18 protein-coding genes are annotated in these 14,824 nt (G+C 61.7%); 7 read left to right on the top strand and 11 right to left on the bottom strand.

Annotation, left to right across the window (positions count from 1 at the left end; genetic code table 11):
• Nucleotides 1-53: 53 nt before the first annotated feature.
• Together OVA00_RS27555 and OVA00_RS27550 are read right to left on the bottom strand one after the other, a co-directional pair.
• The gene (locus tag OVA00_RS27555) at nt 54-1,019 is read right to left on the bottom strand and encodes an MBL fold metallo-hydrolase (RefSeq protein ID WP_060584825.1); all 966 of its coding nucleotides are present in this window, start codon (nt 1,017-1,019) and stop codon (nt 54-56) included.
• Nucleotides 1,020-1,093: 74 nt separating this feature from the next.
• A complete protein-coding gene (locus OVA00_RS27550; protein WP_268089996.1) occupies nt 1,094-2,110 on the bottom strand; it encodes an alpha/beta fold hydrolase in 1,017 nt (338 codons plus the stop codon).
• Nucleotides 2,111-2,229: 119 nt separating this feature from the next.
• Here OVA00_RS27550 and OVA00_RS27545 point away from each other — a divergent pair, with 119 nt between their 5' ends.
• Nucleotides 2,230-3,258 (top strand): GlxA family transcriptional regulator, encoded by a 1,029-nt coding sequence (locus tag OVA00_RS27545; protein ID WP_268089995.1) that lies wholly within the window; start codon nt 2,230-2,232, stop codon nt 3,256-3,258.
• Nucleotides 3,259-3,365: 107 nt separating this feature from the next.
• Here OVA00_RS27545 and OVA00_RS27540 read toward each other — a convergent pair whose 3' ends face one another.
• The 6 genes from OVA00_RS27540 to OVA00_RS27515 form a co-directional block, all read right to left on the bottom strand.
• A complete protein-coding gene (locus OVA00_RS27540) occupies nt 3,366-3,740 on the bottom strand; it encodes a DUF1515 family protein (RefSeq protein ID WP_113189145.1) in 375 nt (124 codons plus the stop codon).
• Nucleotides 3,727-3,984, bottom strand: a complete 258-nt coding sequence (locus tag OVA00_RS27535) for a hypothetical protein (protein ID WP_082566485.1) — start codon at nt 3,982-3,984, stop codon at nt 3,727-3,729. The genes OVA00_RS27540 and OVA00_RS27535 overlap by 14 nt, the downstream gene beginning before the upstream one ends.
• 120 nt (nt 3,985-4,104) lie before the next feature.
• Entirely contained in the window at nt 4,105-4,308 is a 204-nt protein-coding gene (locus OVA00_RS27530; RefSeq protein WP_034793500.1) for a hypothetical protein, read from the bottom strand.
• Complete coding sequence (locus OVA00_RS27525) at nt 4,305-5,189, bottom strand: hypothetical protein (RefSeq protein ID WP_268089993.1); 885 nt, start codon at nt 5,187-5,189, stop codon at nt 4,305-4,307. Before OVA00_RS27525 ends, OVA00_RS27530 begins: the two co-directional genes overlap by 4 nt.
• Complete coding sequence (locus OVA00_RS27520) at nt 5,165-5,653, bottom strand: hypothetical protein (RefSeq protein ID WP_268089992.1); 489 nt, start codon at nt 5,651-5,653, stop codon at nt 5,165-5,167. The genes OVA00_RS27525 and OVA00_RS27520 overlap by 25 nt, the downstream gene beginning before the upstream one ends.
• Nucleotides 5,653-6,360: a tail fiber protein gene (locus tag OVA00_RS27515; RefSeq protein WP_268089991.1), complete on the bottom strand. Its 708-nt coding sequence runs from the start codon at nt 6,358-6,360 to the stop codon at nt 5,653-5,655. Before OVA00_RS27515 ends, OVA00_RS27520 begins: the two co-directional genes overlap by 1 nt.
• 315 nt (nt 6,361-6,675) lie before the next feature.
• Between OVA00_RS27515 and OVA00_RS27510 the strand changes: the two genes are divergently transcribed.
• From OVA00_RS27510 to OVA00_RS27495, 4 genes are all read left to right on the top strand, one after another.
• The gene (locus OVA00_RS27510) at nt 6,676-7,044 is read left to right on the top strand and encodes a tetratricopeptide repeat protein (protein ID WP_051659282.1); all 369 of its coding nucleotides are present in this window, start codon (nt 6,676-6,678) and stop codon (nt 7,042-7,044) included.
• Nucleotides 7,045-7,660: 616 nt separating this feature from the next.
• On the top strand, nt 7,661-7,831 hold the full coding sequence (locus tag OVA00_RS27505) for a hypothetical protein (protein ID WP_156400691.1): 171 nt from the start codon (nt 7,661-7,663) through the stop codon (nt 7,829-7,831).
• A gap of 233 nt (nt 7,832-8,064) precedes the next feature.
• A complete protein-coding gene (locus OVA00_RS27500; protein WP_255380915.1) occupies nt 8,065-8,196 on the top strand; it encodes a hypothetical protein in 132 nt (43 codons plus the stop codon).
• A gap of 423 nt (nt 8,197-8,619) precedes the next feature.
• A complete protein-coding gene (locus tag OVA00_RS27495) occupies nt 8,620-8,919 on the top strand; it encodes a hypothetical protein (RefSeq protein WP_090425664.1) in 300 nt (99 codons plus the stop codon).
• Nucleotides 8,920-9,032: 113 nt separating this feature from the next.
• Here the strand turns inward: OVA00_RS27495 and OVA00_RS27490 are convergent, their stop codons facing one another.
• Nucleotides 9,033-9,581 carry a BA14K family protein gene (locus OVA00_RS27490; RefSeq protein WP_034793472.1) on the bottom strand — a complete coding sequence of 183 codons (549 nt, stop codon included), beginning with the start codon at nt 9,579-9,581 and terminating at the stop codon, nt 9,033-9,035.
• A gap of 190 nt (nt 9,582-9,771) precedes the next feature.
• On the bottom strand, nt 9,772-10,854 hold the full coding sequence (locus OVA00_RS27485) for a D-alanine--D-alanine ligase family protein (protein WP_268089989.1): 1,083 nt from the start codon (nt 10,852-10,854) through the stop codon (nt 9,772-9,774).
• A 186-nt stretch (nt 10,855-11,040) separates the two neighbouring features.
• Between OVA00_RS27485 and OVA00_RS27480 the strand changes: the two genes are divergently transcribed.
• Nucleotides 11,041-11,622, top strand: a complete 582-nt coding sequence (locus OVA00_RS27480; protein WP_268089988.1) for a dienelactone hydrolase family protein — start codon at nt 11,041-11,043, stop codon at nt 11,620-11,622.
• Nucleotides 11,623-11,693: 71 nt separating this feature from the next.
• Here OVA00_RS27480 and OVA00_RS27475 read toward each other — a convergent pair whose 3' ends face one another.
• Nucleotides 11,694-13,346, bottom strand: coding sequence for an arylsulfatase (locus tag OVA00_RS27475; RefSeq protein WP_112977129.1), 1,653 nt, complete (start codon nt 13,344-13,346; stop codon nt 11,694-11,696).
• A 512-nt stretch (nt 13,347-13,858) separates the two neighbouring features.
• Between OVA00_RS27475 and OVA00_RS27470 the strand changes: the two genes are divergently transcribed.
• Entirely contained in the window at nt 13,859-14,815 is a 957-nt protein-coding gene (locus tag OVA00_RS27470) for a hypothetical protein (protein ID WP_268089987.1), read from the top strand.
• Nucleotides 14,816-14,824: the final 9 nt, after the last annotated feature.

The following is a 14,824-nucleotide window of genomic DNA, read 5'->3' as shown; positions in this document are numbered from 1 at the left end:
CCCCGCAGGAGGCGCGCCCGTCAACTGTCCTAGTGATTGCCGGCTCCAGGCGGTCACCCCGCCGCCACGAAGCGATAGGCCGCCCCGTTGCGCTCCGCCCGCCCGATCCCCGGATAGGCCCAATGATAGCCAAGCAGCGCCAGCCGCTCCGACGCGGCCCGGTCGATCAGGGCCTTGCGGTTCTTCAAGGCCAGCTCCGCATCCGTGTCGAAGCCGAAATGCCAGTCGGGGTGCTCAAAGAAGACGATGTTGCTGGTGACCGCATCGCCCGTGATCACCAAGCCCTCATGTCCGGCGCCGTCACCGCCGGAAAGCTGAAGCGAGATATGACCGGGTGTGTGGCCCCGCGTGTCGAGCACCTGCATGCCGCTGACGATTTCGTCGCCGGGCTTCACCAGGGTCAGCCGGTCCTTGACCGCAAAGAGATCGCGCTGCGCACCCTTGGCAAAGCCATGAAGCACCTGCGGCATGGTCTTTTCGAAGTTGGGATCGGTCCAGAACCGCCATTCCCCCTCCGAAACGAAGTACTGCGCATTCGGAAAGGCGAGCGTGCCGTCGGCGCCAACGGTGCCGCCCGCATGGTCAGGATGGGCATGCGTCAGCACCACCTTCGTCACCGCACTCGGGTCGATGCCGGCCGCAAGCAGATTGGCGTGAAGCTTGCCGGCGCTCTCCTGGAAACGTGTGCCCGAGCCGTCGTCGACCACGATCAGATCGTCGCCAGTGCGAATGACCGGAATATTGGTGTGAAACGGCGCCTTTTCGGGAGTGCCGCCAAGCCGGCGCATGATCTCCGGCCGCTCTTCCGCCGTTGCATCCGGCAGCACGATGCTGACCGGCAGCATGATGAAGCCGTCGCTGACGACGGAAATATCGAAGCCGCCATGCCGGAAACGTTTGATATCTGCGGCATAGGCACCTTTCGGCAGCAGGGCGGAGGCTGCAAGCGCACTGGTGCCTGCAAGGAATTCACGACGGCCGGGGCCGGAGACGTCGGTGGGATTGTAGGAAGAGGTCATGGCTCTGATCCTTGGCTGAAGCGTTTGACATAGGGTGCCGGGGCCACCTGCGAGGCGGCACCGGCGAACAACCATCAGGCCTTGGCGAAGGCGAGCAGGTCGGCGTTGAGCTGGTCCTTGTGGGTGTCGGTGATGCCGTGCGGGGCGCCGGCATAGACCTTGAGCTCCGCATGCGGCACCAGCGTCTTCGAGGCCCGTGCCGCCGCATCGATCGGCACGATCTGGTCGTCGTCGCCATGGATGATCAGCGTCGGCACGTCGAACTTCTTCAGGTCCTCGGTAAAGTCGGTCTGCGAGAAGGCGACGATCGAGTCATAGGTGTTCTTGTGTCCCCCCATCATGCCCTGCAGCCAGAAGCTGTCGATCATGCCCTGAGAGGCGACCGCACCCGGGCGGTTGAAGCCGAAGAACGGACCGGACGCGATGTCGCGGTAGAGCTTCGAGCGATCCTTCAGGCTTGCCGCCTGCAGGCCGTCGAAGACTTCCTTCGGTAGGCCGCCGGGGTTCCTGTCGGTCTTGACCATCAGCGGCGGCACGGCTGAGATCAAACCGGCCCTGGCGATCCGGCTGGTGCCGTGGCGGCCGATATAGCGGCTGATTTCGCCGCCGCCAGTCGAAAACCCGGCAAGGAAGACACCCTTCAGATCGAGTGCGTTGATCAGATCCGCGAGGTCGTCGGCATAGTGGTCCATGTCGTTGCCGTCCCAGGGCTGCGACGAGCGGCCGTGGCCGCGGCGGTCATGGGTGACGACGCGGAAGCCGTTGGCGGCAAGGTGGAAGGCCTGCGCTTCCCAGCTGTCGGACGACAGCGGCCAGCCGTGGCTGAGCACGACGACCGGGCCATCCTTCGGACCCCAGTCCTTGAAATAGATCTCGACGCCATCGCGGGTGATGATGCGGCTGCCCATGGTGTTTTCTCCCTTAGTGCCGGAGGCGCCGGCGGTTGTTGCGGTGGTGGATGCGGCCTTGGCCGGCGTGCTCATGGCATTGACCGCGGCTGCCGTGGCGGCAGCGCCAAAGGCGGCCGAGAGAACCGTGCGGCGGGAGATGCCGTTGGAAACGCTTGCGGAAACTGCTTTTGCCTGTGTCATGGTCCTCACCTCTTTGATCTCTGTTGCTCGGGCTTCCATTCGGCGGAAGCGATGGTTGAATTGATAAATCGGTGGGCCTAACCTCTCGACCGGCAAAGCTGACAACGATGGGGGCAGAAGTGACAAAACGACCCGAAAACGAGCCGGCGGAGATCGGCATCGTCGTCTATCCCCGCGCCCTGATGTCGGCGATCCATGGGCTGACCGACATGTTCCAGGTGGCGAGCATGCAGTCGGTGGAGCAAAGCGGCAGAGACGCGCCGCAAATCCGCATCAGCCACTGGAAACTTCAGGAAGATGGTTCGGTGTCGAAATCGCGCGACACCCACGAGGGCCCCTCCTCGGGCCTTGTGGCCCTGATCCTGCCGCCGACGCTCTCCGATCTGCCGGTCGGCGATCGCATCGGTGCCCTGCCCGCCTTCGTGCGCGAACAGCATCAACGCGGCACGACGATCTGCTCCGTCTGCGGCGGCGCCTATCTGCTGGCAGAGTCCGGCCTCGCCGCCGGTCGCACCATCACCACCCATTGGTCGCATCAGGACCTGATCTCCAACCGCTACAGCGACATCCGCGTCGACACCGACAGGCTGCTAATCGACGAAGGCGACATCATCACCGCCGGCGGCATGATGGCCTGGATCGACCTCGGCCTGAAACTCGTCGACCGGTTCCTCGGAACCGATCTCATGCTGGCAACCGCACGCTACATGATCATCGACCCCGGCGCGCGCGAGCAGAGCTATTACAGCGTCTTCGCTCCGAAGCTCGATCACGGCGACACGATCATCCTGAAGATCCAGCACTGGCTGCACGGCGCCAACACCAAGGGCGTGACGCTGCAGATGATGGCCGACCGCGCCGGTCTCGGCGACCGCACCTTCCTGCGCCGTTTCCAGAAGGCAACCGGCTTCAACCCGACCGAATATTGCCAGCGGCTACGGATCGCCAAATCCCGCGATCTGCTGGAGCGCTCACATCTCTCGATCGAGCAGGTTGCCTGGCAAAGCGGCTATGACGACACCAACGCCTATCGCAAGATCTTCCGCAAGATCCTGGGTCTCTCACCGAAGGAGTATCGCCTTCGCTTCTCGGTTTCGGAGAGCGTCCGCACTTTGGGCGCTCCGGCAAATCCGATACCGACCGTGTGATCATCGACGGGCGATACCCTTTAGAGCACCAAACGCAAAAAGCGCCGCGCACCCTTTCGGGTGCGCGGCGCTTTGATTAAAAGACGTAGGTCAAGCAGCCCTGAGCGCTAGGCTTTTCCGGCAATCACGAACACGATCCGCCGGATCGCTTCGGCAAAACTGACACCGAGGGCCATCGCAGCAATTCCCGTCACCCCAAGGGCACCAATGCCCATGAGCTTCCACCGCCTGACGTCATCGGTCACCGGCTTCATATCGGAGATTTCGGCACCGATAGCGGAAGCCGACGCTTCCAGTTCGTTGACCCGCTCGGCAAGTTGATCCATGCGCCGGTGAACGCTGGCCTGACTGGCGGCAGATTTATCCTCCGCCCGCCTGGCGCCATCCTCGATCCGATGAATGGACTCCTGCAGGCCGCGCATGCCGGCAACCAGTTCTCCCAACTGGCGATGAACAACGATATCGATTTCAGCCAGCGACATGATGGTCTCCCCCGTGCTTCGCGCATTCGGCCTTCGTCCAGATATCCGCGGCACAAAGGCCGACGACCGTGCGGTCGATCCGGCGCTGATCCGCTGGCGATGCTCCGCGCGCGCCGACAAGATCAGTTCCGACCACGGCGCGCAGCCCGGGAGCACTGGCCGGACGCGAAGTCCCACACCCCGCCAGCATCAAGGCAGGAATCGTAATCAAGGCGCTTCCCACGAGCGCGGCTCTGAGCGTCATTGTTCTGCCTCTCGATGGTATTGGCGTAGGATCGTGCGCCGTCTGCGCGGATTTCATGAATGAGCCAGATGAGACCCGAGACGATGAGGCCGGCGATGAGAAGCTTCGGCCAGGCAAACATCATTTCGCCCAGCCAAGGCGTCGCGCCAGCACGTACCAGCACTCCGAGAGAATGCCCGCACCAAGGCCGATACCCACCTCCATCAGCATCTGCACGTCGGGATCATCGGCAAGCACCAGCCCCGCCTCCGGCGCCAGCAGCCCTTTAGCCACGAGCAGCCCCGCGCCGTAGCGCAGCAGGATACGGATGACGACAGCACTCATTTCGTCCACCGCGCAAGAAACCCGGCAACCGCCTCAATGAGACGGCGCAGGCGATTGAATTTGGCCCCGTGCGAAGCGTTGACGCTTTCCATGTCGGGCGCCCTTTCGACCGAGCCTGGCCTCAGCACGACAACAACGGAGGGATCGGCCGAAGCGCTCTCGCGACCATATCCGGCCGCACGCAGCGCCGCCTCGAAGGCGCGGCCGTAGGCCTCGATCTTCGGCCCGTTCTGCCTGATATCGCCGTTGATAATCGCGCGTGAGGCGGCATAACGATAGCCGGTCGCCGCCGCCGAACGGCTATCGTCCGTGTCGAAATCAGTCAGTCGCTTGCCCGTGAAAAGCCCGTGCAGCATGCCGTCGAAAAGAATGCGAATGGCCGTTGCCGGATCACAGGCACGATCCGGCATCTCCACCAGACCAAACTTGCCATAGTTCGCGCGACCGGTAATTTGCGCCAGCCCTCGCCCGCGAAAGACCCACCCGTCGTCGTCTTCGACATTGCCAAGCCGCCCGCCATAGACCCGGTTCGCAAGCTTGCGCGGATTGCCCGCGTAGGGTTCCGCGCTCGCAAGCGTCGGAAATCGCGCCGGCCATACTTGCATGAGCCGCCTTGCCGAGTAGTTCAGATTCTCCTCGACCGGCCGCATTGTGCCGCCGGTTTCGTGATGGGCCTCGGCGAGAATTGCGGCCAGATGGCAGAGGCCTACCGCACGCCGGCGCCCCTCCAGGACGACCGCGTCCAGGCTTTCGAACTGCTTTGCAGACAAGGATTTGAATACACCCGACGCGGGATCGCGCAGGGCCGCGTAAAACGCTGCTCTGTTCATGGATTCACCATTTGGAGATTTTCCGGTTAAAGCGCGGCGGCCGCCACCCACAGGGCATCGATCTGGGTGTCAGAAAGACCAAGCGCCGTACCAACCGTCCCGATCAGCGGGTGCAACCGGTTGAACGTGGTCGCATACTCCCACTCGATCTGAGCCTTGTCCTGTTCCGAACCAGCGGGCATCCCCGCGATCGCTGCGGTCACGGTCGACGGCGAGATGTCGGCATTCACCAATCCGAGGCGGAATTGGCGGGCGGTCAGACTGGGCATCCGCTGCCGCAATTCGTCTTCCGTCGGCGGATCGGGGGGGATGTATGGCTCGATCTGGAAGCCGGAATTATCGAGCAACCACTGGCGGATCAGGGGATTAACGCCGACGGTGTCATCCGGACGACTGCAGTAGTCGGTGTCGTAGGACGCTCCGAGATAATCCGTGATGTTGCAGCGGATGTTGTAGACGTCGGCCTCTTGAGTAGCTCGAACGGCATAAACCATATTAAGTGACATCGATGTCATTATGCCGTCCTCACGAAGCAATAGGTCCATGCACCCGACACGGGCGAATCGTAGCCGCCTCGAGCACGCCAAGTTCCAGCAAGTTGCGCCCCAGCCCCGCCAAAGGCGTAGCCGTAACTGGAACTAAGATAAATCGCATGGGCGGAATTCCTCTCTTTGATGTCCCCATTGCCCGTTTCGACCAGGATCGTATGTCCGATTGGGAAATTGGTTTCATCGCGGTTTGAGCCGGTGTAGATGCCGGCGCGAGCATTAAGAGCATCGCTCAAATAGTTGCCGAACGAGGACTGCATCGAGCTGGCGAACTGAACGTTTCCATCCGCGAACAATTTGGCGTTGCCGATTTGAAGCTCCCCAAGCATTGAAATCGAGCCAGACCGAGCGTTGAGCACTATACGGCAAGCGTTGCTGGAACTATCCCAAATACCGACACCAAACCAAGTGGACACTCGGACGTTATGTGTCGCAAAGGTCGCGTTATCCCCACTACCGCCCGTCAATCCATTGTCTGCACCAAATGGAGTAGAGCTACTAGGAAGGAATGATTTTGCAAGAGCGGCACCCGAAAATGTTGCTGTATTAGATGCATCCCACCAGATTAAATCAGGAGCGTTGCTAACGAAACGATCGGCAGAACGTTGAATTTTGAAGTGGCCGTTGTTTAGTCCAAGCATTCGATAACTGTGACCAACAACATTTGTATCCATCCGATATTCAGACGAACCTTGGGAACCGCCGATAAGGAATGTCTGTTCAAGCTAGCAAGCGTGACAGCCGATCACAGAAAAATGCGTGTGTCACGCCGGATGTCACGCTTGCAACCTTGACTTCAGGTTGCATTCGGTCATCAATACCGCTCACCGGGTTGCCCCACATCGGGTGCTTCTGGCGCAATGCATCGCAAGCGCTCCTGCTCTACCGGCAGTGGCCAGGGAAAAGTCAAATTAGTTCAAGATTTTAAGCAGTTTTTCAGCCTAGCAGTCCAGCCGCGGGAACCATGCAATGAATGCAACAGGTGCCAGATGATCCGCAACACGTTCAGCAAGTTGAAGACCATTTTCACCCCGCGGCCGTCCGCAACGAATATCTCGCCCAGGTTGCTTGAACTGGCGACGTCAGGAAATGTCGATGCCCAGGCGAAACTCGCCGAAATCTATTTCAACGATGGCGGCGCGGAACACTATGCCGCCTCGCTTCATTGGAACCGCCAGGCCGCCCGCCAGGGTCATCCGGCTGCCCAGGCCCGCCTCGTGACCATCTATCAGAGAGGCCTCGGCGTCGAGCGCGATCCGAAGGAAGCCTCGCGCTGGCTGCGCAGCATCGGGCAGCCCCGCCCGCGACATGAGACCGGCGCCTCCGTCACCGGCAAGATCGCCAAGCAGGAAGCCTAAGGCTTTTCGCGTAAAAGTGGGCAGCGGTATTGCCGCAACGACATGCATAAAAACAAGATCTTAAAGCCTGTCGCGTGAGCCCTTTCCACGCGACCAGCTTTAGGGCTTTCGCACCAGAACATGCAGCGATCTTGCGACAGCAGCATGCGGGCGCCGAGGACGTGAAGCCCAAGTGCGGATCCGAAAAATCGCGAAGCGCCGTGACGCCGTAGCGGCCGTCGTCACCCGCGTCTCAGCGGTCGCAGCCGGCGCCGGCGCGGATTTGAGTTTTTTGGATATCGGCATCAGCGCCCAGGCAAGGCCGCGCCAATCCGCCGGAATCAAAAAGGCCGCTTCAATGACGAAACGGCCAGCCTGTAATATCCTTAGCCCGCTTCCGTTCGCCTGGCAAGCCCCTTTGCCAAAATTTGTTTCCGTTTTGTTCGTTTTCTTCCTTTACTCCCGCCCCGCCTCTTTGCCAGCCCATGTGCGCGATCGGTGGTACAATCGCGAGCGCCATGCAAGGCCGCTGGCGCCATGTCTCCTTCCTCAACGGATCCGGGGCCGGCGGCGGCATGGTTGATCCGTTTCGATGCGGAAGCGGTTGATGCCGCTCCCACGACCACGGGAGGTACCCATGACACGACAATACCTGATCGCCGCTCTTTGCGCGGCGCTTCTTGCGGCTGCCGGCTGCACCACCGACCAGGCGAGCCGCACCAGCACTCCTGCTCCGAGCCCCAGTTACCAGGGCATGCAAGGCGTCCAGGGCATGAGTCAGGGCGGCGGCGGTGCTGGCGGTTATTGAGGTCGCTGATGCTTCGTAGACGGCGAAGCTGGCGGGGCTCGACGTTGGTCCAGATCGCCCGCCCGCAGTGTCGCTCCCGTGCAAAGCCTCGGCCGAACGCACCGCGCACCGAAGCCAATCGGATTGAACATCTTGGGCCGACATGCGTTGAGTAACCATGACGCGCATTCTCGCTGCCGCGCCATTTGTTTGCGCGCATTCTGTGTTAAGCTTCCCCTCGGGAGGAAAATGCCATGGAGAATTTCTTCGCACTCGCCGCCATCGTCGTCGGCTCCGCAATCCTGGGGCTCGCGCTCGCCTACGGGTTTCGTCGCAAGGACGCGCACCGCCCTCCCGAACATGACGACGCCCGGTTGAAGTTCTAGAAGACGTTGAAGTTCTGGAAGACCGGGCTTTTCCGACCTGCCGGTCCGCGGCCGCTCCGCTTGTCTGCCTCTTCGCGGGGTTGCCGCAATGAGCGATTCCTAGCAGACGCCTCCCCTGCAAACGCGCGACCGGTTTTTACAATTCCCGCTAGTTTTTACAATTCCCGCTAGAATGGACGCGGCAGAGTTCGCCCCGATATCATCGACAGGATGTCTGGCTCGATAGCGCGTGCTTGGGATGCCGATTGCATCGCGGACCAAGACTTGGAAAACGACAGGAGCCGGATGCGATGTCCCCCAATCCGCACGGCCACGCCCCGTCATTGATCCACCTTCAATCTTGAGATCTTGAACGCCCAGACCGGAACCTTTTCCGCTCGCCTCGGCTTATTCCTGGCAAACCGCCAGCAAGGAGATGCGACGATGAACAAGGCAAACCCGAAATCCCGCGACCGAGAGACACCGGAAGACGTGCCCCCGTCTGGCGAAACACGCGCAGTGCCGATCGGTAAGATCCCGCCGCTCCCCGTCGACCAGCTTCCCGCGGGAGACCATCCGACGCCGGTCGATCAGGGTCGCGTGTCGCCCGTTCCGAGCCGCGACGAAGCCAATGTCGATCCGGACGATGCACTGCCTGACGACCGCGAAGAGAAAATCCTCGAGGATGATCCGGGGCGCGAGAAAACCCGCTTCGACGAGGAGATGCCGCGCAGCAGTCGATAGAGGCTGCGTTCCCACCCATGCCGGGCCGCGTTCCCTCAGCGCATGTGAATGCCAGAAAACAAAAAAGAGGCCCGCCGGTCAGCGACCGGCGGCCTCCTTAAAACACGCTCGCCTCAGAAGTAGGGCGAATAGCACTGCTGGCGCGGGCCACCATAGGGCTGGAACGAGTTGTCCCAGGCACGGTAGGAGCGATAGCGCGCATAGCACCAGTCGGCATGGCGCGGGTTGACGCCGGTCTCGTAGCGACGCGCCGGCGGAGCGGCAATCGCGCCGCCGATGATGACTCCGGTGCCGAAGGCCGCCAGCGGATACCACCAGCCGTCATTGTGGCGGCGATAGCCGTAGCGCTCGTAACGATAGCCGCGGTGGCCGTTATAGTAGCCATAGCGGTAGCCGCCGTCCCAACCCGGACGCGGACGATAGCCGCCATGCCAGCCTGGCCGCGGGCGGTAACCGCCGTCCCAGCCGGGGCGCGGGCGATAGCCGCCGTGCCAGCCCGGCGGACGCCGGCGATGGTGACCGCCGTTCCATTCCCGGTGCTGCACCAGTTGAACGTCGCTCTTCTGCACCCGCTCGATGGCAACAGCCGGCAGGGCGTTTGCCGGCGTGATGCCCGAAAGAGCCGTTATCGCCGCAAGCACGACGATGCCAATCTTCTTCATTTCATCACCTGTCCGTTTGTAACAGGTGCGAGTTTTGGCCGGGGCGACGTGAACCCACAATGAATGCGACAATCCTAATATGGACCGCAACTCATAGGTAGCATCGCAATACTCCAGGGTGACACTGCCGCCGGGCAAGCCCGCCATCCCCGGCGATAGCCTGCATACCCGGGTTGCCCCTGTCATCCCCTCAGGTGCTCCCGCCCGCCTTGCCGCGCAGCTTCAGCGCATGGGCGATCAGCGTCTCCACCACCTGGCCGTAGGCGATGCCGTCGGCTGCCAGCGCCTTGGCATACATGCTGATATTGGTGAAGCCGGGAATGGTGTTGATTTCGTTGATCATGAGGCTTCCATCGGCGCGCAGGAAGAAGTCCACCCGCGCCATCCCCGCGCAGTCAAGCGCCCGGAATGCCCGCGCGGCCATGTCCTTGGCCTCGGCGATCACCTCTTCGGAGAGTTTGGCGGGCGCCTCGACGACTGCGCCGCCGGCATCGACATATTTGGCGTCGTAGCTGTAGAAACCGTGGCTCGCAGCCGGAATGATTTCGCCCGGTCGCGAGACGGTGAGCTGTCCCTTCGCATCCTCCAGCACCGAGCACTCGATCTCGCGGGCCTGGACGAACTCCTCGATCAGCACCTTGTCGTCGTGCCGGAACGCCTCGTTAAGCGCCGCCTGAAGCGCGTCCAGACTGTCGACGCGGCTGACGCCGACGGAAGATCCCTGCCGCGCCGGCTTGACGAAAACCGGCAGTCCCAGGCTTTCGAGGATGGTCTCGCTTGAATAGGCGTCGCCCGCATGAAGGCCGATCGCCCGCGCAACGGCAATGCCTTCGGCCACCAGCAGGCGCTTGGCGAGCGCCTTGTCCATGGCGACCGCCGAAGCCGCGACACCGCAGCCGACATAGGCGACATCGGCAGTTTCCGCATAGCCTTGCACCGTCCCGTCTTCGCCGAAGGGACCATGCAGAACCGGAAAGATCAGGTCGATCGCCGGCAACAGCCCTTGGCGGCCGTCGGCCGCGATGGTGACCGCCCGCCCCCGTCCGCCGGGGATCAGCGCCACCTGCGTTCCCGACACGGGGATCGCCTTCGGCAGTTCCCCGTCTTCGAGATCGACCAGCATCCAGCGGCCATCCCTGGCGATCCCGATCGGCACGATCTCGTAGCGCGTCCGATCGAGCGCCGCGACGGCGTTGCGCGCCGACATCAGCGAAACCTCATGCTCCGCCGACCGGCCACCGAACAGCACGGCAATGCGCAACTTACCTGTCATGATCCTTTTCCCTCCAGAATCGTGGTGCATCGTGCGCAACCAAGCGAGCGAAGATGGCAAGAAAAGGTCGAGAGACGCGGCATCAGCGCGGGAGGAATATTTTCCTTAAGGACAGCCTTGCCGCTTGAATTCCACCGAACGAAATACAATTGATGCGCGAACACTGGTTTGAAGGAGAAGCTGCCGATGGCCGAGGTCCTCGTATTCCACCATGCCCAGGGGCTGACACCCGGCATGCACGCCTTTGCCGACGACCTGCGCGCGGCCGGGCACGTCGTCCACCTGCCCGATCTCTTCGAAGGACGTACATTCGCGAGCATCGAGGAGGGCGTTGCCCATATCGAGGCGGTCGGCTTTGAAGAGATGCGCGAGCGCGGCGTGCGCCTCGCCGATGCCCTCCCCGAAAACCTCGTCTATGCCGGCTTCTCCTTCGGTGTCCTGCCGGCTCAGAAACTCGCCCAGACCCGCCCCGGCGCCCGCGGCGCCCTGCTCTTTTACTCCTGCATCCCGATCAGTGGCCAGTGGTCCTTCGGCCCCTGGCCGGCCGGCGTACCCGTTCAAATCCACGGCATGGACAACGACCCGATCTTCGTCGGCGAAGGCGATGTCGACGCCGCCCGCGAGATCGTCGAGAAGGCAGAGGACGCCGAACTGTTCCTCTATCCGGGCGACCAGCACTACTTCGCCGACAGCTCGCTGCCCTCCTATGACGCGGCGGCAACTGCGCTGGCGATGAAACGGTTACTTGCCTTCCTCGAGCGGATCTGACCGGCGCCTCGAAAGCCCGACGATCGAGCGGCGCTGCCGTGATCAGACAGCGCCGCTTCTCATTTTCCGGTTCAGTTGCCGGTCGGCATCGGCAGACTGAAGCCTTCCTTGCCGAGCTCATCGCGCAGCCACTGGAACTGCTGATACTTCGAGATTTCGATCGGACCGGTATAGGTCCCGCTTTGAAGCTTGCGCGGTGGATATTTCACGTAGGTCATCATCAATTGCTTGATGGAGTCGCTGATGGTCACCATCGTCCAGGTGCGCTCGGTGTAGTTGTTCATGAAGATGTCGTAGCGCTCCTGCGGGTCCTGCCAGAGGTCGAAGATCTGCGGCACCGTCGCCACATATTTGTTCGGACCCTTCCAGCCCTGATTGCTGTCGACGGCAAGGCCGCCGGTCGCCTGTCCATTGTCGCCACGCAGGTTGAACACCGCCTTGTAGTTGCCGACGCGGGCAGCGCCGGGAGACAGTTCGTTCTCGGTGAAATAGAACCATGAGTTCCGTTCCGACTTGCCGGTTCCAAGCAGGACCGGCGACATGTCGAAGCTGTCGAAGATGATCGGCTGGCCCTCGCGGTCCTTGTCCGGCAGAGCGACACCGGCAACCGAAGCAAATGTCGCCATCAGGTCGAGGCCGCCGACGATGTCATGGTTCTTGGAGCCGGCCTTGATCTTGCCCGGCCAGACGGCGATGGCGGGAACGCGGTTGCCACCCTCGCGCACCGTGCCCTTGGTGCCACGAAACGGCGTATAGCCGGCGTCGGGATAGACATCCTGCCAGGCGCCATTGTCGGTCGTGTAGAAGACCAGCGTATTCTTGTCGAGGCCGGTCTCGCGCAGCTTGTCCATGATGCGGCCGATGCGGGTGTCCAGCTCCACGATGCTGTCGGCATATTTCGACTTTGACAGCGATTTATGCTCGAACTCGGGCGCCGGCATGTTCGGCTGGTGCACCTTCATGAAGTTGACGTCGATGAAGAACGGCTTGTCGGATTTCGCCGCGTCGTCGAGAAACTCGATGGCCGCCTTTTCGACGTAGCTGTCGAAATAGGGGATGCCGACGACCCCTGCCGCGCCATTGACCGTGGGAGTGTCGACATACTGGCCGTTGATCTTGAAGTCCTCGACCGCCGTTTCGCCGGCCTTACCGGAGAGCGCGCCCTTGGTGACCTTCTGGAACATGGCCCTGAGCTTGGGGTCCATATCCGGGAACCAGGTCGGGTCGGCGTAGGTGTAGGCGTTGAGGTGGTAAAGGCCGCAATACTTCATGACGTCGAAGCCATGGGCGTTCGGCAAGGCATAGTCGGCCTCGCCCAAATGCCATTTGCCGGTGAAATAGGTCTGGTACCCGCCGAGCTTCAACACGGAGGCGAGCGTCCATTCGGCCGCCGGAAGACCGCCGCCTTCCCCCTGGAATGCAACCGTCGTCATGCCGCTGCGGTTGGGAATACGCCCGGTGATCATGGCGGCGCGACCTGGCGTGCAGCTCGGCTGGGCATAGAAATCATAAAACAGCATGCCCTGTTCGGCCAGCTTGTCGATGTTGGGTGTCGGCATGCCTCGTCCTTCACCGCCGCCATAGGGGCCGAGGTCTCCGTAGCCGGTGTCATCGGAAACGATCAGAAGGATGTTGGGTTTTGGTGTTGCTTGCTGCGCACGCGCCGGGGTTGACAGGCCAGCGACAATGCTCAGCCCTGCCACGCACGACGCCAGAAGTTTCATCGGAAAAGTCCTCGACACGCAGCGGGACGAATTTGAATGATCAGATGCCTTTATCATTGTCAGGTTCCTTCCTGCGATGAGCCATCGCGCGAAAAACTGATCTGGGAAGAAGCACGTCTCCATTGAGGTTCGACGCGCAAAGCCATGCCTGAATTTTCAAACAAATTTCGGCTGCCAAAACGGCAACTCACGACCGATTGCGAAAGGCCGTTGCCGTCTGCGCGGGCATGCTGCTCCTTTCGCGCGGGCAATCAAGTACGTAACTGTAACGAACGCCATAAACGTGGGCGCTCAACCGGTGGCGCAGTGACCGCATCGGGCCGAAATCGACCGGAAACGAGCCTCCCTTGAGCTGCGAACGGACCTCATTATTGGATTTGCCTTGCGGAAATATCCAGGCACTGGAAATCTGATACAAATACGCAATACTGAAGAAATCCGAGGTGACCGCAAATCACTCTCGAACTTTCAAATAATATTACTGCAAGAATTGAAATTGTTTTGGAGTAACCGTGCTGATCTACTCGGACGAAAACCTTGAAGTCATTTATCGACCGGGTTCATCCCCCTATCTGCTGGTGACCTTCAACGAGATGGAGATCCAGGCGAACGGCAGCCGCTACTGGGGCCAGCGCTTTTGCGAGAAGGCCGACATCTCAGCCCTCGGCTTCATCAGTAGGCGACCCAACTGGTTTCCGGCGGCAAGCGTGGTCAAGGCGGTCGAAGCCGCAGCACCCATTCTGAATGCAGCTCCCGAGCGCATTCTGTACGGCCATTCGCAGGGTGGTTATGCGGCGCTTCGCTATCGCCGGCGCTTCAATGCCACCACGGCCATCGCCTTTTGCCCGCAGGTCTCGATCGACCCGAAATCCGTCCCCTACGACAATCGCTTCCTCCGGCATTTTTCGCCCGATCTGCACGCCAATATGGGCATTTCGGCCGATCAGGCCGCCGGCCGCGCCTTCATTTTTTATGATCCCTTCCACGCGATAGATCGCCGCCACGCCGAGCGCATCGCAGCACTTCAGGCCGAAACGCATCTCGTGCGCGTTCACATGACCGGCCACGGCACCGTCCGTGTCTTTACCGGCACCGAGCGTGCCCTTTCGCTGATCGCCGCCTGCAGAACCCATGACGTTTCGCGCCTACGGGGTCTTGCCCGCGCCGCCCGGGTCGATGCGCCCATGCGTCCCTATCAGGTCGCCATCGCCGCCATGGCCCGGCATCCCGCCTGGTCCGACGCGCTCGACGCCCGCTTCGGCGACCGTTTTGCGCCAACGGAGCGGGTCAACTTCCTTTATCACCGCGCCAATCGCCACATCCGCGACGGCGATCTCGTCACCGCACGCAATATGCTGGCGAAGGCTCTCGCCCTCCTGCCCGGCGATCCCGCCCTCACGCACCGGCTGAAGGAACTCGACGCTCGCATCCTGCGCGAACGGAAGGTTGCGAGGAGCCTCGTAGGGTAGGATAGGCGA

It is taken from the genome of Ensifer sp. SL37 (assembly GCF_026672675.1).
Classification (GTDB): Bacteria; Pseudomonadota; Alphaproteobacteria; order Rhizobiales; family Rhizobiaceae; genus Ensifer; species Ensifer adhaerens.
Note: the sequence above shows the minus strand (reverse complement) of the source record. Positions and strands in the feature narration are given on the sequence as shown.